The 17,354-nt window shown below is 66.4% G+C and carries 16 protein-coding genes and 1 pseudogene; 9 read left to right on the top strand and 8 right to left on the bottom strand.

From position 1 onward, the window contains the following. Positions 1-170: 170 nt before the first annotated feature. Entirely contained in the window at positions 171-1,097 is a 927-nt protein-coding gene (locus AC6I72_RS12150) for a L,D-transpeptidase family protein (RefSeq protein WP_498000800.1), read from the bottom strand. A gap of 340 nt (positions 1,098-1,437) precedes the next feature. Between AC6I72_RS12150 and AC6I72_RS12145 the strand changes: the two genes are divergently transcribed. From AC6I72_RS12145 to AC6I72_RS12110, 8 genes are all read left to right on the top strand, one after another. Continuing rightward, on the top strand, positions 1,438-3,018 hold the full coding sequence (locus AC6I72_RS12145) for an acyl-CoA mutase large subunit family protein (protein WP_498000799.1): 1,581 nt from the start codon (positions 1,438-1,440) through the stop codon (positions 3,016-3,018). Between the two features lie 248 nt (positions 3,019-3,266). Continuing rightward, on the top strand, positions 3,267-3,914 hold the full coding sequence (gene leuE, locus AC6I72_RS12140; RefSeq protein WP_498000798.1) for a leucine efflux protein LeuE: 648 nt from the start codon (positions 3,267-3,269) through the stop codon (positions 3,912-3,914). Positions 3,915-4,255: 341 nt separating this feature from the next. Beyond that, entirely contained in the window at positions 4,256-4,462 is a 207-nt protein-coding gene (locus AC6I72_RS12135) for a hypothetical protein (protein ID WP_498000797.1), read from the top strand. Continuing rightward, on the top strand, positions 4,446-4,967 hold the full coding sequence (locus tag AC6I72_RS12130) for a DUF6879 family protein (RefSeq protein ID WP_498000796.1): 522 nt from the start codon (positions 4,446-4,448) through the stop codon (positions 4,965-4,967). Before AC6I72_RS12135 ends, AC6I72_RS12130 begins: the two co-directional genes overlap by 17 nt. After that, positions 4,957-5,769 (top strand): helix-turn-helix domain-containing protein, encoded by an 813-nt coding sequence (locus tag AC6I72_RS12125; protein WP_498000795.1) that lies wholly within the window; start codon positions 4,957-4,959, stop codon positions 5,767-5,769. The genes AC6I72_RS12130 and AC6I72_RS12125 overlap by 11 nt, the downstream gene beginning before the upstream one ends. A gap of 109 nt (positions 5,770-5,878) precedes the next feature. Then, positions 5,879-6,085: a hypothetical protein gene (locus AC6I72_RS12120; protein WP_498000794.1), complete on the top strand. Its 207-nt coding sequence runs from the start codon at positions 5,879-5,881 to the stop codon at positions 6,083-6,085. Between the two features lie 429 nt (positions 6,086-6,514). After that, positions 6,515-6,931 carry a hypothetical protein gene (locus AC6I72_RS12115; protein ID WP_498000793.1) on the top strand — a complete coding sequence of 139 codons (417 nt, stop codon included), beginning with the start codon at positions 6,515-6,517 and terminating at the stop codon, positions 6,929-6,931. Between the two features lie 86 nt (positions 6,932-7,017). Further along, complete coding sequence (locus AC6I72_RS12110; protein WP_498000792.1) at positions 7,018-7,227, top strand: DUF397 domain-containing protein; 210 nt, start codon at positions 7,018-7,020, stop codon at positions 7,225-7,227. A gap of 333 nt (positions 7,228-7,560) precedes the next feature. Here the strand turns inward: AC6I72_RS12110 and AC6I72_RS12105 are convergent, their stop codons facing one another. The 5 genes from AC6I72_RS12105 to AC6I72_RS12085 form a co-directional block, all read right to left on the bottom strand. Continuing rightward, complete coding sequence (locus tag AC6I72_RS12105; RefSeq protein ID WP_498000791.1) at positions 7,561-8,715, bottom strand: phage major capsid protein; 1,155 nt, start codon at positions 8,713-8,715, stop codon at positions 7,561-7,563. 884 nt (positions 8,716-9,599) lie between these two features. Then, the gene (locus AC6I72_RS12100; protein WP_498000790.1) at positions 9,600-9,980 is read right to left on the bottom strand and encodes a hypothetical protein; all 381 of its coding nucleotides are present in this window, start codon (positions 9,978-9,980) and stop codon (positions 9,600-9,602) included. Positions 9,981-10,576: 596 nt separating this feature from the next. After that, positions 10,577-11,953, bottom strand: coding sequence for an IS1380 family transposase (locus AC6I72_RS12095; RefSeq protein WP_498000789.1), 1,377 nt, complete (start codon positions 11,951-11,953; stop codon positions 10,577-10,579). A gap of 122 nt (positions 11,954-12,075) precedes the next feature. Next, positions 12,076-12,642, bottom strand: a complete 567-nt coding sequence (locus AC6I72_RS12090; protein WP_498000788.1) for a hypothetical protein — start codon at positions 12,640-12,642, stop codon at positions 12,076-12,078. A 325-nt stretch (positions 12,643-12,967) separates the two neighbouring features. Continuing rightward, a complete protein-coding gene (locus tag AC6I72_RS12085; RefSeq protein WP_498000787.1) occupies positions 12,968-14,545 on the bottom strand; it encodes a recombinase family protein in 1,578 nt (525 codons plus the stop codon). A gap of 35 nt (positions 14,546-14,580) precedes the next feature. Here AC6I72_RS12085 and AC6I72_RS12080 point away from each other — a divergent pair. Then, positions 14,581-14,811, top strand: a pseudogene (locus AC6I72_RS12080) (LysE family transporter); the annotation flags it as partial. A 34-nt stretch (positions 14,812-14,845) separates the two neighbouring features. Here AC6I72_RS12080 and AC6I72_RS12075 read toward each other — a convergent pair. Both AC6I72_RS12075 and AC6I72_RS12070 read right to left on the bottom strand, forming a co-directional pair. Further along, complete coding sequence (locus AC6I72_RS12075; protein WP_498000786.1) at positions 14,846-16,231, bottom strand: polysialyltransferase family glycosyltransferase; 1,386 nt, start codon at positions 16,229-16,231, stop codon at positions 14,846-14,848. Beyond that, on the bottom strand, positions 16,228-17,205 hold the full coding sequence (locus AC6I72_RS12070) for a glycosyltransferase family 2 protein (RefSeq protein ID WP_498000785.1): 978 nt from the start codon (positions 17,203-17,205) through the stop codon (positions 16,228-16,230). The genes AC6I72_RS12075 and AC6I72_RS12070 overlap by 4 nt, the downstream gene beginning before the upstream one ends. Between the last annotated feature and the right edge of the window lie 149 nt (positions 17,206-17,354).

Raw genomic sequence — 17,354 nt, 5'->3', positions numbered from 1 at the left:
GTGACGTTTTTGGCGGCACCGACGCAGTACTGAGTGAGCCGACTGGTCATCGGCCCTTGCACGACGCCGGGGTTCCCCCCGTACCTACGGCTCGTGCATCTGGCGCGGGCGGGACACGTTCCCCCGGTCCCGCCCGCGCCCCGCATCCCTCCCGGGCCCGGACGTCCGCCTCACCAGTGCACGACGACCTTGTCGCCCACCTTCACCTGCGCGAACATGCGGGCGATCGCCGTCTCGTCCCGTACGTTGACACAGCCGTGCGAGCCGCCGGCGTAGCCCCGGGCCGCGAAGTCCGAGGAGTAGTGGACGGCCTGTCCACCGCTGAAGAACATCGCGTACGGCATCGCCGAGTGGTAGATCGTCGACACATGGTGACGTGACTTCCAGTAGACCTGGAACACACCTTCACGGGTGGGTGTGGCCTCCGTGCCGAACCGCACCGCCATCGACGAGACGGTCCGCCCGCCGATCATCCAGCGCAGGGTCCGGGTCGTCTTGTCGATGCAGAGCACCCGGCCCGTCAGACAGCGCGGGTCCGGCGCGCCGGCGGGCTGGCCGCCCATGAGGTACAGCTCCCAGCGGCCCGGCTCGTGCGTCATCCCGCGCAGCCGCTGCCAGGTGACGGTGTCGGTGCGTCCCGTGCGCGGCAGACCGCGCTTGCCCTGGAAGCCACGGACCGCCTGCTCCGTCGCGGGGCCGTAGGTCCCGGTCGGCCCCTGGGACAGCCAGCCGATCTGCCGCAGGCGGGCCTGGAGTTCCCGCACGGCCTGCCCGCTGTCGCCGCGCGACCACAGCACGGGGCCGGCGGCGGGCGGAGCGGCCGGGGCGGTGCGGGCGCTCCCGCCCGGCCCGCCGCTCCTGCCCGCGCTTCCGCTCCCGCTCTTGCCGTCGGCCCTCCCGCCGCCCGGCACCTCGATGTGCACGGGCGAGCGGTGCCGCCCGGCCGAGCCGGAACCGGACGCCGTACCGGAACCCGAGCCCGCGCCCGCGCCGCCGCCCGGTCCCGGAGCGGCGCCCGAACCCGTGGGCTGCACCGTGCAGCCGTAGACCCCCGTCAGCGCCACGGCCGCGGCCACGCCGACGGCCGCCCTCCTCATGCCCCCGACACCCATGCGGCCCCCCGCTGTCCCAGAGATCCTCGCGGCCGCCCGGCCCCGTGGCGGCCCGGGCACTCACGGAAAGTCTTTCCATCCGTGACCGGCGGCGAACCACGGGGCATGGTGGGAAACAGGAACAGAAGCGGAAAGCGCATCAGCACGACAAGCCGCGGCAGCGGCAGAAGCGGAACGCATGCGGCAGGGGCAGGGCCAGGTCTGTGAGCAAGGTCCCAGCGTGGGCCCCTGCACCCGGCGCTCGGCCGCCGCTACAGTCCGTCGCGAGGGTCGGCCGTACCAGCGAGTAACTGGCAAGTAACCACAGAACGCGGAGGCACACACCATGGCGCGCGAGTCGGAGTCCGGTCTGCCCATCGAGCCGGTGTACGGACCGGACGCCCTGGAGGGCTGGGACCCGGCGCAGAAGCTGGGGCGGCCGGGTGAGTTTCCGTTCACGCGAGGGGTGTATCCCTCGATGTACACCGGGCGTCCGTGGACGATGCGGCAGTACGCGGGCTTCGGTACGGCCTCGGAGTCGAACGCCAGGTACAAGCAGCTGATCGCGAACGGCACGATGGGCCTGTCGGTGGCCTTCGACCTGCCGACGCAGATGGGCCACGACTCCGACGCCCCGATCGCGCACGGTGAGGTCGGCAAGGTCGGTGTCGCCATCGACTCGATCGACGACATGCGGGTGCTGTTCGGCGGGATCCCGCTGGACCAGGTCTCCACGTCGATGACGATCAACGCGCCCGCGGCGCTGCTGCTCCTGCTCTACCAACTGGTGGCCGAGGAGCAGGGCGTCCCGGCCGGGAAGCTGACGGGCACGATCCAGAACGACGTGCTCAAGGAGTACATCGCCCGCGGCACGTACATCTTCCCGCCCAAGCCCTCGCTGCGCCTGATCGCGGACATCTTCAAGTACTGCAGGGCCGAGATCCCGAAGTGGAACACGATCTCGATCTCCGGCTACCACATGGCGGAGGCGGGTGCATCGCCCGCGCAGGAGATCGCGTTCACGCTCGCGGACGGCATCGAGTACGTGCGTACGGCGGTCGCGGCCGGGATGGACGTGGACGACTTCGCACCCCGCCTGTCCTTCTTCTTCGTCGCCCGTACGACGATCCTGGAGGAGGTCGCCAAGTTCCGTGCCGCACGCCGGATCTGGGCGCGGGTCATGAAGGAGGAGTTCGGTGCGAAGAACCCCAAGTCGCTGATGCTGCGCTTCCACACCCAGACCGCCGGGGTCCAGCTCACCGCCCAGCAGCCGGAGGTGAACCTGGTCCGCGTCGCCGTGCAGGGCCTGGCAGCGGTCCTCGGCGGCACGCAGTCGCTGCACACGAACTCCTTCGACGAGGCGATCGCGCTGCCCACCGACAAGAGCGCCCGGCTGGCCCTGCGCACCCAGCAGGTCCTCGCCTACGAGACCGACGTGACCGCGACCGTCGACCCCTTCGCGGGCTCCTACGTCGTGGAGAGGATGACCGACGACGTCGAGGCGGCCGTCCTGGAACTGATGCGGAAGGTCGAGGACCTCGGCGGCGCCGTCTCCGCGATCGAGCACGGCTTCCAGAAGAGCGAGATCGAGCGCAGCGCCTACCGCATCGCACAGGAGACCGACTCCGGCGAGCGGGTGGTCGTGGGCGTCAACCGCTTCCAGCTCGACGAGGAGGAACCGTACGAGCCGCTGCGCGTCGACCCCGCCATCGAGGCCCAGCAGGCGGAACGCCTCGCCACGCTGCGCGCCGAACGCGACCAGGCCGCCGTCGACACCGCCCTGGCGGCCCTGAAGAAGGCCGCCGAGGGCGAGGACAACGTCCTCTACCCGATGAAGGACGCGCTGCGCGCCCGCGCCACGGTGGGCGAGGTGTGCAACGCGCTGCGCGAGGTGTGGGGGAACTACGTGCCGAGCGACGCCTTCTGAGCCGGCCCTCTCCTCGGACGAGTGACCGGGGCGGACGACGTCCACTCCCGGTCGGGGCCGTGAGGAGCGGGCCGCGAGCGCTTCGGGCGGCCCGGCCGGTCCCGCCGCCCGCAGCGGCCGGTGCGGCCCCCGGCCTCTCCGGGGCACTCTCCGCGACGGCGGGGCGGCGACGACGGTGGCGGCCGGCCGCCCGTCTCGGCACCCGGAACACCTCCCCGGGCGGCGCACCCCCGTGCGACACTCCAGCCATGTTCGGCGTCATCGATCTCCCCACCTACCTGGCGGGACTCGTCCTCATCGTCCTGCTCCCCGGCCCCAACTCGCTCTACGTGCTGTCCGTCGCCGCCCGGCGCGGCGTCCGGGCCGGGTACTCGGCGGCGGCGGGCGTCTGGTGCGGGGACACCGTGCTGATGACGCTGTCGGCCGCCGGCGTCGCCTCCCTGCTCAAGGGGAACGCCCTGCTGTTCGGCATCGTGAAGTACGCGGGCGCCGGGTACCTCACCTGGCTGGCGATCGGCATGCTGCGTGCCGCCTGGGGCATGTGGCGCACCCGGCACGAGCGCAGCGCGCAGGCCGCGCCCGCCGCGGCCGGACCCGCCGACGAGCGGCCCTTCCGGCGGGCCCTCGTCGTCAGCCTGGTCAACCCGAAGGCGATCCTGTTCTTCATCGCCTTCTTCGTGCAGTTCGTGTCAGAGTCCAACCCAGTAGTGGGGTTCCTGACTCTAGGCGTACTCGCCCAGGTGGCAAGCGTGTTGTACCTGTCTGCGCTCATCTTCGGTGGGTCTCGTCTAGCTGCCGCGTTCCGGCGTCGGAGGACGCTCAGCGCAGGGGCCACCTCGGCCGCCGGGGTGCTGTTCCTGGGGTTCGCCGTCAAACTGTCGCTGGCGAGCGCGTAGGGGCTGGCATGTCTCATCTTGACGATGCTGCGGCCCTGTTCGCCCGCATGAACCTCCAAGAGCAGCGCGAGGCACTAGGAGCCCTCGGCCTGCCTGAGAGGCTGCCGAAGGAGTCTCAGAAGCCCTCCAAGGCCACCCCGTTCTCTGCCCTTGTCGGCACGCCCAGCAGGCGGAAGCGGCAGCCACTCACCGTGAGGGCAGTGCGTAGCCCTGAGGTGCCCTGACTCCCGGCTTACCCGAACACGCAAATATCGGCGAGTTCGGGTAGACGACCGTTCCCGCCCCTCGTACGGTCGTAGCCACCAGGCCCCAACAGGGGCCATTCGCAAGGGGGTTTGAGCATGGCCCGCGAGGAACTGACCCGCCTTACCGGCAACGGCAACGGAGAGTGCGGACAGGGTGATTGCCCCAATTTGTATTTGACGAAGCGAGGAACCTTGGTCGTGCAGGGCGACGTGTCGGACGCCTTCACGCCGCCCGAAGGCGAAGGACTGGTTGAGATCCCGGAAAGCGTGCTGAGGGAGGCTTTTCGTGCTCTTGGCTGGTGAAGCCTGGCAGGCCAAGTTCCGCGACTTCCAGAGCGAGGCATGGCGACTGGAAACCCTGCCCGCGTACCGCGTACCGCAAGAGGCCGAAGAGTTCTCCCGCTTCCTGGCCGGTGAACGGTTTCCGGGGCCGTACGAGGATTCCTGGGCGGCAATGATCCGGCACTGTAGGGAATCCGGGGCAAGTGTCGGACGAGTGCACATCCTGACTCAACCGCTCTCCGATTACCTGCGCTTCGAGTTCGAGAGGTACTACCGCCATCAGGCCCCCATCGGGGAAGACATTCGAATCCTCGACGTGACCGAGCGCGAGAATCCGCTTCCGGGCGTTGAGGACTTCTGGATGTTCGACAAAGCAGAAGTCGTCCTCATGCACTACCAGCCGGACGGCACTCAGATCAGCCGCGAACTGTACGAGGGTGACGTGACACCGTTCCTCGAATATCAGCGCATTGCCTTGGCCGAGTCTGTTCCCTTCGAGGAGTACGTGAAGGGCCTTGACCTTTGAGCCGGAAGAGCTAGGCCAGTACAGAGCCGACCTAGCCGAGACGCTGAAGTCGCTTCGCAAGCGGGCCGGGATCACTCAGACCCGGCTCGCTCAGCGGTGCGCCATGAGTCAAACGAAAATCAGCAACATTGAAGGGGCGAAGCTAACCCCGACCCTGGTCGACGTTGAGCTGATTCTCAGAGCATTGGATGCGCCCCCGGACCTCGTTTCCCGAGTGGCGGCCCTTGCGCGTAACGCTAACAGTGAATGGCAAGATGCTTGGTCGCAACGCCGTACCGGGTTGGAGAAGAAGCAGAACGAGCTAGCCGGCTTCGAGAAGTCGTCCAAGGAGTTCCGATACTTCCTGCTGTCCATGGTCACCGGTCTACTCGCAACGCCCGAATATGTGAGGGCGAGTCTCGCCCACATCCCCGGCGACCACAGCAAGGCAATCGCGAAGAAGCTGGAACGACAGTCGGTCCTTTATGACGCGTCGAAACACTTCACGTTCATTCTGACCGAGCAGGCAGTTAGGTGGCCATTCCTGCCCCCGGTAGCCATGGCCATGCAGATTGACCGACTGATTTCCATCAGTCTACTGCCTAATATCCACCTCGGAGTCATGCCCCTGGATGGCCACATGCCGACCGCGCCATTGAACACCTTCACCATCTATGACACCCGGATCGCCACAGTGGAGACACAGACCGGAGTAATGGTCTTTCGGGATCACCGAGACGTGTCGGCATACCTCACCGAGTTCCGAACCTACGAGGGATACGCCCTGTTCGGGGGCGAATGTAGGGAACAGCTGTCCGATTGAGCCAGCCGGTTCCGTTCTTAGGCTGGCACCCGACAACGCAAATAACCTGCGCATTTAAGTGCGCCCCTGGGCACCATTGTCTGACAGACGTGGATGCGAGGGGCGATGGATGCTTGAGGGGCAGCGAACCTATCCCGAACCGGTGATTCAACTCCCGCTCGATGACTGGCTGTATGAGGCGCGGCCGGTCCCCAGTTGCCAGGTGTGCCAGGCCGCCGCGCTGGAGCTGGAGAAGGCGAAGAAGGCACACAAGGCGCAGCGTCGCTTTGACGCGGCGCGGACGATCCGCATGCACCCGCATACGGAGGAGTCGTGACTACGGCACCGGAGCGGCCCCAGAAGGCCGCCGCAAGACGCTGGTCGGGACCTCTCCGGGTCCCGTTCGGGCAGTCGCCCCCCACGCCCCCCGTTGTCGGCCCGCGCCGCGCCGGGCGTACGGGCGGAGAGGCCCCGTGGTCCCTCTGGAAAGACGGAACGCTGTGTGGGGAGTGCGCCGGCCACGGCACGGTCTGGTGTGACGAGTGCTGGGGGTTCGGCGGCTGTCGGAGGTGCGCAGGCTTGGAGCGCCGGACGTGCCCCACATGCAAGGGCGGGGGGCTAGCGCCATGTTGAAGCGTTTACACGGGCTGTCGCGCCGCTTCGGTTGGGTGGCGTTCGTGGCCGGCGTGTACGCGGCCTGTTTCTGGATTCTGGTTTCGGCGTTCCTGGGGAAGCTGCGATGACGTACCGATGCGAAGAGACCATCATGTTGGACCCGAAGCTTCGGGACCTGGCGGCGCAGATTCCAAGCCCCTTCGGGGGCATCGAATGGGCAATCGAGACCGAGGGTCAGTACGCGTTCCAGTGCAAGCTGGAGGACGCGCCGCACGACTATCACGCGGCTTTTCTCCGCACGGGCGCTTTCGCGGACCCCTGCACAGATGTGTTCTTGTGCTGGGTCGACGGCGGGGACGAACAGTGGCTTGAGGACATTGAGGTCTGCATGAAGCGCCGCAAGCCGCTGGACTCTGGTTGCACGATCTTTCGGAAGCATCCGGGCAAGTGCGATTGGGAGTACATCGATCCGCCCTTGCTGGCCGCGAAGGCGCAAGCCGACCAACTGATGAAAGAGCCGGGGCTGAACGCTTTGTCGCGCGCGCTCAGGGGTCCCGGTTCTATCTGATCTCCCGCCCTCGGCCTGTGCCGAGGGCGGGTCGCAAGGCGGCGCGGGGACCGCATCCCCGCCGAACGGAGAAGGGATCAAGCATCATGACTGCACTTCCCGAGTTCGAGTTCGTGAGGACGGCCGCGTGCCGCGACCCGAAGGTCAACAACTGCCCGGAGGTCGCGATGAATGTGCCGGGCGTGGTGGCGTTGCGCGACAGCCAGCAGCCGGACACCATCGTCACCATGTCCGTCGCGGACTGGCGGTCCCTCACGGACGCCGTGAAGGCCGGCGAGTTCGATCTGAGCGCATGAAGGTAGGGCCGTATGCCGAAGTGCCCCCGCTGATCTGCCGAGTGCCCCACGGACCCGGAGAGCGGTCTTCCGTGGTGCGCCCGGTGCGGGGCATTCTTCGGCCTGTCGCTGCCTACGTGTCGGGGCTTGTGGTGGTGGCGTCAGGCTGCGACTCGCGCCGCTACCCGGCCCCGTAGGCACTGAGCGGCCCCCCGGTACCGCCCTGGCCGCCCTTGTCCCCCGTCGAGGACGGCCAGGGCTCCAACGAAGAAGGCCCCCGCCGTGTGGCGGGGGCCTTCTTCTATCGGGTTACTTCTTCAGCGTCACCCGGTAGGTGACCGGGGTGCCGAGCTATTAGCTAGCGGCAGCCTTGATGACCTGGCAGCTAGTTGCTTCCGCGAGGGAAACGCCAGCCACTCGCATAGTGAGCTTGAAGCCCACCTGATCAGAATCAAACCGAGCGTCCTCGCTAACCCTCACCGTGGCATTGCGACGAATACCGACAACGATCCGGGAAGCGTCCGCGACGACAATCGTCTTAGCAGGAAGGAACGCACTCGGCAGGATCGGCAGGCCCCAAGCTGTAGAAGCCGGATTGTCGGTCGGAGAACCGCCCTGGTAAACGCCGGAACCGGACGACTTCTCCTTGCGCAAAGCCGCAGCCATATCGATAGAAGCCCAGACAACCGAGGGAGTGCCGTTCGTGGCCTCGATACGGGCTACGGCATCGGCAAGGTCGTCATAGGTGACCGAAACCTTGCCGCTGCCGAGAGTCGTAGAAATGCCCTGAGACACGATGCCCTTAATTCGGCCGGCACCGGTGAAAGCGTCAGCGTCGAACTTCAGAGAAGCGTCACGGAGAAGGTTCTCGGCGATGACCCGCCGCTGATCAAGCGCGGAGTCTTCCAAAACCTCAGTCGACGCCCACTGAACCTCGCCGATCTTCTGCGCCTCGAACTTAACTTCACCCCAAACCATCTGACCCTCGGGGATCGGCTGTCCCTCGGCGACGTAATCCGCACCGGTAGAGGAAAGAAGCTGCGGCACAGAGAAAGAGGCCGAGGCAAAGGGGATGATGCTGCTAGCCGGGAGGCCACGGAGAAAAGTGGACTTCGCCTTCAGCGCGTCAATGTACTTACCCGCGATCTGCTCGGGCACGGTGTACCCGCCATCCTGGGGAACGCCCTCGGAGATCAGGGCACGGTACTCACTGAGTGACGGCATGAGCGAGCGCCATTCGGTCGACTCGCTCGGACCAGCGACGGGGGTAAGGACGCTCCCGTGCCGGGCGGCCAGGCTGCGAACCTCGGCCTCACGCTCCCCGCGCTCGATGGCCTCGCGGGCCTCCGCCTCCAGGCCGCGAAGCTCGGTGTCGAGTCGATCGACACGCTCGCGCTTCTCGGCGTTGGAGAGGCTGGGATTCTTCTCGACAGCGCGCAGCTCGTCAATCAGCTTCGCTCGCTTCTCCAGCGCGGCCTCAGCCTGACGCCTGTAGAGATCAGTAGACATGTATATTCCTCTTTGGTCGGGGCCGGAAGCGGCCGGGAATGCAAAAGCCGCCCAGCACCCGGAAATGGGTGGGGCGGCTCGGGGGCGGGTGTTGCTCCGCTAGGTTGCGGAGTTTTTTTCTACAGCTGGCACTTCAGCGCGTGCCGCGCGCTGCTGTTCGATCCGCTCGACGAAGCGGATTCGCCGCGCGATCTTGCGCGCTAGGTTCTTGCAGGAAGGACCGCAATACCGTGGCGGCCGGCCAGGGCCGTACTCGATGTTGAACGGCTTCTCACAAGCCCAGCATTTCAGCTCGACTGTGTTATTCATGTCCCATGTTTCTTCGAGGTCGATTGAGAGGAGCGCAGCGTTCGGCGACAGAACGGAAGACAGCCCGACTCCACAGCATTTGGAAACTGCCGTGAAGCCGGGCCGTCGTCGTCGCGCCGCCCCGTGGCGCTTCCTCCCCCGACCCCCTAGTAGGTCGAAGTCGTTCTTGCGCTCTGTAAAGACCTGTTAGGAGGACGAAAATCACACGCGCTACCATGCGCGATTCTCGATGAGGTGCGGGATGCCTCGGCGAGATTGCACCCCGCCTATCGGTCCCACGACTATGGGCGAACCCCCGCGCGTTCGCGTGAAGGGAAGGACGCGGGTGCACAGAAGGCAAGCCTGGATCTTTGAAACGTCCCCTCCCTTGGATGGGCATCCGGCAAGATGCCCTTATGGATCAAGGCATAGCTGCGCTGATCGCAGCAGGGGTCGGACTGTTGGGTGCCGTGGTCGGCGGTGCTGCGGCCGTCTGGGGCGCAAAGATCGGGGCTGAGAGGTCAGCCCGCGCCGTGAGGCAGCAGGTGCAGGACCAGGCCGCCGCTGAGCATGCTCATTGGCTTCGACAGCAACGATCAGAGGCGTACGAGCAATTCGAAGATGCCTATAACGAGGTTGCTCGCCGTGTTGAGCTTGGTGAGGAGGAAGACGTTACCCAGGCTGTCGAGCTGATCCGGACGTTGTACCGGTGGCAAGCGCGAATAGAAATCCTCGGCCCCCCAGCCGTTGCAGAAAGCGCCGAGGGAGTGTTGTCGGTTCTCGGAATGAGACTTGCTGCGCTGGCCGCCATGCATCGCATGAATTCTGGGGCCGATGGTGTGCCAGAGGCAGACTATGTTCGGATGATCAACGGTCTTGTCGAGGAGAGTGAATTGCTTCCCGATAGATGGCGCGATTACCACCGGGACTTCGTTGCGGCAGCTCAACAGGTGATGGGATCGCATCAGGGCGTCCAAGCCACTGGACCTGCCACGCGGTCCACCTAAGCCATTCTGTCGCCTTGGCCTGACGTTGCCGGCCTCGCCTTCCAGTCGAGAAGGAAGCGAGCGGAACGCTGTTCTGTCGCTCCGACTCCTTTCGGGAGTCGTTCGCTAAGCCTTGGCCGATAAAGACTCCGTAGGCTCCATAGTCGAAGGAGTCTTACTATCGCTCTTCGCTCTGTTCCACAGGCTTCGAGCTTTCAGCCTTGGCCAGAGTCAGGCCCCGATAGGGAGCCTGGCTGTCTGTCCGCTCTTCGATCGGCCAGGGCAAAGGTGCACCCGAAGGGGTACACGCTCTCTACGAGCTAAATATGAGATCTCTTATTGAGATCTCTATGAGATTGTGTACCCGCTCGGGTATAGCCCTTGTACCTGTAGAGGGACACCCCTAGTGCCCGTGTGGGTACTAGCCTCGATCTTGCATGACGGTCCGCTGACGGAGTCGGTGGATCGTTTCGCTTTCGGTGGCTGATGGCGGGCATTCCGAGGGCCCGAGTGTCGCCTCGGGTGGACGCCGGGTCCCACTGCTCCGGGCTGGTTCCTCTTCTTGTAGGGACAGGCGAATCCGCTGGTCAGCCGGGGTTCGGCAGGAGCGCAAGTCGTTCAAGGGCGGCGGATATCTCGCCGGTCCAGGGCCAGTGGCGGGCGAGGCGGAGGATGCGGCGTCGGCCGGTGGTGACGAGCTGGGCGGCTGCGGAGAACAGGCGGAACCGCAGACGGCGGGGTTCCCAGAGACGGGCCTGGCCGGTCAGAGCGAGCATGGGCAGCCAGGCCAGCAGGTCAAGCGCGATCTGGACGATCTCCAGCCAGACCTTGTTCTGCGCGGTGTGGTGCAGGGGCAGGTTGCGCAGTCCAGTCGCGCGGGCGGCCCGGATCCGGTCCTCGGCGCGGGCCCGCAGCCGGTGGCGGAGCTCGAGCTCGGCGATCGGCCGGTCCGGGGTGTTGGTCGCGAAGCAGGTGATCCGCATGCCGTCCGCGTCGGTGATCCTCAACTGGGCACCGGGATGTGGCCGTTCCTTGCGGACGATCAGCCGCATTCCCTTCGGCCAGCCGTCCAGCAGGCTGCCGGTGAGCTCGGCGACCCAGGCCCCGTCACGGACCGTGCCATCAGCCTCGACGGCCGGTGTCCAAGCCGAGGTCGGGATCCTCAGGAGGTGCTGGTGAATGGTCTCGGTGATCACCATGCCGACCGAGTAGGACAGCCAGCGTCCTCGCTTCGCGAGCCAGGACACGAAGTCGTGGGTGCCGCCGGCGGAGTCCGTGCGGATCAGCGTCTGCCGCCCTTGCCGGTACTTCTTCGGCAGCTGGGCCAGGGCGAGCTGGGTGGTGGTGATGTGGTCGGCGGCCGTGTTGGAGCCCGCGTTTCCCGGTCTGAGGAGGGCCGCGACGGGCTCACCGGTTCCGCCCGGGCCGTGGTCGACGAAGGCCGTCAGCGGATGGTGGCCGTAGGTCTTCTTCCAGGTCGCGGCCGCGTCCTGTTTGTCGGAGTGCGCGATCACGAGGACACCGTCGAGGTCGACGGTGATCTGACCGTCGGCGTCCGGGGCATTCTCACCGGCCAACGACCAGACACGGTCACGGACTTCGGAGCGTGCGGACCGGATCGCCTGCAGAGCTTTCTCGCCGGAGGCGGCGAGGGTGTCGATCAGGCGGGAGACGGTCGGGTCGGAGGCGACCGGACCGAAGACGGCCGGCTCGGCCCGCAGCATCGCGACGTCCGCGAGGCAGTCCCCGCCCAGTGCGACCGCCAGGGCGACATCCAGGAGGACCTTGCCGGGATCGTGGACGGCCCGCGGCTTGCGCCACGGCGCCAGAGATGCCGATACGACCTGGTCAAGACCGCTCTTGCGGACCGTTTCGACCAGCACGACCGACCCGGCCTGGGAGACGACCTGGCGGCCGTCGTCCTGGACGCGGACACGGGGATAGGACCCGATAGAGTGCTTCACCTGGGAAGTGCCTCCGGCGATGGCAGGAACAAGGACCTCGACAATCCTCATTCTTGCTGGTCAGAGGCACTTTCTGCTTTCCTGACCGCCTGCCGGACGGCCCGCTTCATGAAAGCGCGAGGCTAGGCCGCTAGTTCGCCCGTGTAGCGCCGGTATGCCTGCTCGGCCAGGGCGTAGGGGACAGCCGCCCACGGCCAGGACTGCGGATCGTCCCCGCCGAGGAACCAAGCCTTCTGCTCCAGGGTGAGTTCCAGTGGTCCTGTGGGGCCAGTGGAAGGCTGATCTCCGACCGAGGGGGCCGAGTGGTCAGGGCTCGCCGCAGCGAGCCTTGAAGGGCCGCTCTCGCGTCCTCTCGGCGTGCGGGCTTCCCGCCCGGCCTTGACCGCTGCCACGACTTCGGCCGGGGCAGTCAGGCGGTAGACGACCGTATCGGCGGTCGACCGCCGCCCGGTGTCGGCAAGGTAGCCATACTCGACCAGCTTCCGGCGGTACGGATGAACCTTCGTCGCATTGGATAGGCCGACCATTCCGGCGATGGTCGCCATGGACGGGAACACGTCGGTTCCATCGGTGTAGTCACCGAACATCGAGAACGCCATGGCGACGGCGTACGTGTTCTGTTTCACGCGAGGATCGCGGGATATGCACTGTCGCCACATGTCGTGGTCGACAGGGGAAAAATCGGTCACGGGTACTCCAGTCGGTAGTGCAGTCGTGTCTACAGGCGCACCCCTGGCGGTTTCAAGGACAAGCGTTTAAACACCGCTTTGGAGAGAGGGTTTAAACGATCCCCTTTGACTTCGCCAGGGGGCAGCGATGCAAGGTTTCTTCGTTACTAGCGCCCGGCGCACGGTCTCGGTGCCGACAGGGGGAGTATGCGAGTTGTAACTGTTATCCAGGATCAGGACGGTAACCGGAGAGTCGTTGCCGATGTCGTCTATCCCTCCGAGAGTTGACATAAGAATGCCCCCTCCTTCCGGAGGGGGCATTGCTTCGCAAAGTGCGCGGGTGCGGCTAACTCCAGTTGTTGTCCATTCTGATCAGTCGCTTCTTAACATCGTGCGGAATGATCAACTGCCCCAACAGTTCCCCATCGTCCTGCTTTCCGAGTTCGAAAGTTATTCCGGCGCTCAGTAGGTCCTTTTCCATGGCCTCTACGCCGCCAGCCTCCCAATGCTGCCTGTACGTCATGCCGGTGCTTTCGTAGATCCATCGATCCTTTGTGGAGTCCGGGTCGATCTTCGTCAAGTCGTTCATGAGAGCGTCTAGCGTGCTCTCTGCCTTCTCACGAATGAATCCGGCCTTATCGAACTTTCCACCGGGCTCCAGCCCGGACATGTAGTAGGCGATGGACTCTTCCAGTCGCTTCCGCTCTCGCCTGTTCTCGTCGCCTCTGGCGTACTCACGACGGATCACCTCGAAATCTCCCAGGGCCTCGAAGACGGCCTCCGCTAGAGCGGAGTACACATGTTCAGGATCTGGTGTCACGAATCCTGGCTTCCGGCAGTCGGGGCACCGCAAGTATCGGTACTCCTTCACTTCGCCGGTAGAAAGTGTCTTGTAGTTATTCGTTTCGTTAACGTTCCTGCCGCACTGGTGTTTCATGACACCTAGGAACCTCGTAGGGCGACGGTTCTTCTCATGATGACGCTTGTTCTTCGCGCGGGTGGCAAGTGCTGCTTGTACGTTCTCGAATTCTGTATCAGTCAGGATCGGTTCATCCGTGACCCTGATTTCCTGGCCCTGCTTGTCTAGCACCGGCGTAGATTTGTAGGTAGTCGACTTCGTCCCTCCTTCGGTGCGAAGCCCCTTAACGGCAGGGTTCCTGAGAATCCTGAGAACCTGCTGATTGTTCCATTTCCGGTTGCTGTAGGTCGGAACCTTGGCCCGGTCCAGCACCTTGGCAATTCGGTTTGCCGGAACCCCTCGCATGGCAGCCTGGAACATGTAGCGCACCGCTCGCGCCTGCTTGGGGTCCTGTACTAGGCGGAGCTTCCCCCTCACCCTGGCAGTCTTGTAGCCATACGACGGCTTACCAATACGCCATTGATCCTGTTGCTTGGTGTATTCCCAGTGGGAAGAAACGCGGGTCTTGGTGTTGGCGGCTTCAATCTCTGCAACTGTCGCAACGAAAGTCACCATTGCCTGAGCCATCGGGGATGACAGGTCCAGGGTGTCATTGAGGGAAACGAGGTTTTTCCCAAACTTCTCGCACCACTTGATTACTTCGTGCAGGTCGGAAATTCGCCTAATGAACCGGTCCAGCTTCCAGAACAGGATCAGGTCGAACTCAGGAATCCGGTTGTTAAGCCAATCTCCAAGTTCCTTCCGCTCCCAGGGGGCTTTCTTGGTCGCGGACACTCCGAGGTCTCTGGCCACACCGACAACCCTGATGCCCTCGCGGATGGCATGGCGACGAAGGTCAAGTTCCTGCCGCGCCGGGCTGGTGGTGTCCTCCGTGAGGATCGACAGGCGTACCGACAGGAGCCCTCGGGGCGCGTCCTGCGGTAGCGCATCGTTCCTGGCCTGGAGGTCGGCCAGCTCTGCCAGTTCCTCAACGGTCCACTCGGGAGCGGTCTTGGTAGCGGTCATGGGCGCGAGCGTACAGGCAGTTTGATTCTGGAACGTTCTTCGTGCAGTTCGTCGACCCGGGCTATGCCTACCCGGCGCTGTCCTTCGTCGTCCTCGGCCTCTTCGCCCAGCTCGCCAGCTTCCTCTACCTGAGCGCCCTGATCTTCGGCGGCACCCGGCTGGCCGCCGCCTTCCGCCGCCGCAAGCGCCTGTCGGCGTGGGCGACCTCGGCGGCGGGCGCCCTGTTCCTGGGCTTCGCGGTCAAGCTGTCGCTGGCCAGCGCCTAGAAGCCGTGGCCGGCGCCTGGCGGTGGCCGGTCCGTCAGCGGCCCACCGTCCGTCCCAGTGAGCGGGCGCGGCGGGCCACCCGCCGTACCGTCGCGTTGCGCGGTATGAAGGCGAGTTGCTGCGGGACACCGCCGGGCAGCGCCAGCGCGGTCAGCCGGCGGCGCTTGAAGTAGCGCCGGGCGTGCGTGTCGAGGTGCGCGGCGAGGTACCGCTCGGCGGCCGGGCGCAGACCCGGGTAGATCTTCGGCTGCATCGCGAAGGAGACGGCCCGCACCAGCTCGCCCAGCGCTTCGGCGGCTGGGTCCCCGCCACGGGCGGCGGGCGGCTCGGGGACGGTGTCCCGCCCCTGTTCCGCGCCCGCCGCGGCACCGCCGGCCAGGACCGCCAGGTCCGGCAGCAGTGCGTCGACGATCGTCACGGGGACGCGGTTGCTGTTCTCGTACGGCGTCAGCCGCTCCAGCAGGGTGCCGGTGCCGGTACGGGCGACCGGGAGCCCGTACAGCGCCGACGCGGTGAGCAGCGCGGTGGAGAAGCAGCCGACGACCAGGGCGGGGCGTATCCGCTGGTACAGCACCTCGGCGAGGACGGGCGTGGCGAGCACCGTGAGGTCGGCGCCCAGCTTCCCGGCCTCCCGCTCCAGCGCGCGCGACCAGCGGGCGGGCGCCGAGGGGTGGGGTTTGAAGACGACGCGGGTGTGGCCGAGCGCGACGGCGCCGCGCAGCATCCGCACGTGCAGCGCCTCCTCCTCCTCGGCGGTGAGGATGTCCAGCGCGCTCAGGTACTGGCCGAGCAGCAGGGCGGGTTCGGCGGGCAGGCCCGGCAACGCCTCGCCCGTGTCCGCGAGTTCGGCCAGCACCTTGAGGAAGGCGTCCGTGGGGACGATCTGCGGCGCCACCCCGAACTCGGTGAGCAGCACAGGCCGCAGGCCCGGCACCAGGTCCAGGTGGAGCAGGCGGTCGATGCGGGTGCCGACCAGCGGGTCGATCTTGTTGCGGGTGGGGCCGTAGCTCATCAGGCCGTCGGCGTAGACGGTGACGGGCGCGCCGGTGAAGATCTGGCAGACGGCGAGCGCGGGGTTGACCTGGATCGACTCGACGGCCAGTTCGACGGCGTCCTCGCCCAGGTCCCACAGCAGTCTCAGGTGCCGTTCCCACAGCGGCACGTCGTCCGGGCGCGGGGCCCAGCCGCCCGGGTGGAAGGGGGAGACGGCCTCGTTCCACGACACGACGTCGTCGAACCGTTCCCGCAGCCGTTCGAAGCCGGGCAGCTCGTCCACCGGCGGGGTGGTCTCCGGCGTCGCCGTGTTGTTGCAGACCACCAGGATGCGGCGGTCGGCGGGGCCGAAGCAGTCGGCGTCGAGGGCGGCGGCGAGGGTGGCGGTGCCGTACAGCGTCGACGCGAGGAAGATCCGGGTGGTCACGCGGCGGCCCCCGTGCCGGCGGGGCGGCGGCGCAGCCGGCGCAGCCGGGTGGCGCGCTGGACGTCCATGGAGTCCAGCGCCTCGTCCAGGACGCCCTGCGGCATACGGCGCAGGGCGCGCGCGCTGAGCGACTTCAGTTTCCGTGCCACCGCCGGTTCGAACCTTTCGATGGAGCCCAGATGGTGGGCGATGATCGCGCAGTACGTACGGACCGCCTTGGGCAGCAGCAGGGCCGCCTCCCGGTCCCGGGCCGTCTCCTCGACGACCTGGTCGAACGCGCGGATGAAGTCCAGTTGGCGCACATCGCCGATCTGGGTGAGCGAGGAGGCCACCCCCCGCCGGTAGTGGACCCCCAGCAGGCCGGTCACGGCGAAGGACTCCGCCTCCCGGTGCAGCTTCCAGATCCACGGCCGGTCCTCGGCCGTGCGCAGCCCGTCGGTGAAGTGCAGCAGCCCCCGCTCGCGCAGCCGCCGGTGGTAGACGCCCGCCCACGCGTAGGGGTAGTCCACGGAGGTGGAGCGGTCGGCGGGCAGGATCGCCGCCCGCGGGTCGAGCACCACCCCGCGCCGGCCGTGCGGCACCCGGTGCACGCTGCGCGCCCGGCCGGTGCACTGCACATGGTCGGCGCGGACGAAGTCGCAGCCCAGCTCCTCGATCACGGCGAGCAGCCGCGGGTAGTAGCCGGGGGCCAGCCAGTCGTCGCCGTCCAGGAACGTCAGGTACTCGCCGCGCGCCCGGTCGATCCCGGTGTTGCGTGCGGTCGCCAGCCCTCCGTTCTCCTCGCGCCGGACGAGGACGGCACCGGGCAGTTCCCGTTCCGCGCGCGCGAGGATGTCCGGGGTCTCATCGCGTGAACAGTCGTCGACGAGGACGAATTCGAAGTCGTCACGCGCGTTCGCACGCAGACTCTTCAAGGTGTCGGGTGCGTATTGCTGCACGTTGTAGAACGGCACGATGACGGAGAGCTTGACCACGTGTGCGACGTTAGGACGCGGGCCCCGGTCCCGTCTTTACCTGGAGTTTGACCGGGAGTGAACGACACGTGGCGATGCCGTGAACCAGGCTTTCCACGGTCTGCCCCCGGCGCCGGTTCCGCATTCGGCGGTGTGCTGTTAACCGTTTG

The sequence above is a fragment of the Streptomyces sp. Xyl84 genome (assembly GCF_059731885.1).
Note: the sequence above shows the minus strand (reverse complement) of the source record. Positions and strands in the feature narration are given on the sequence as shown.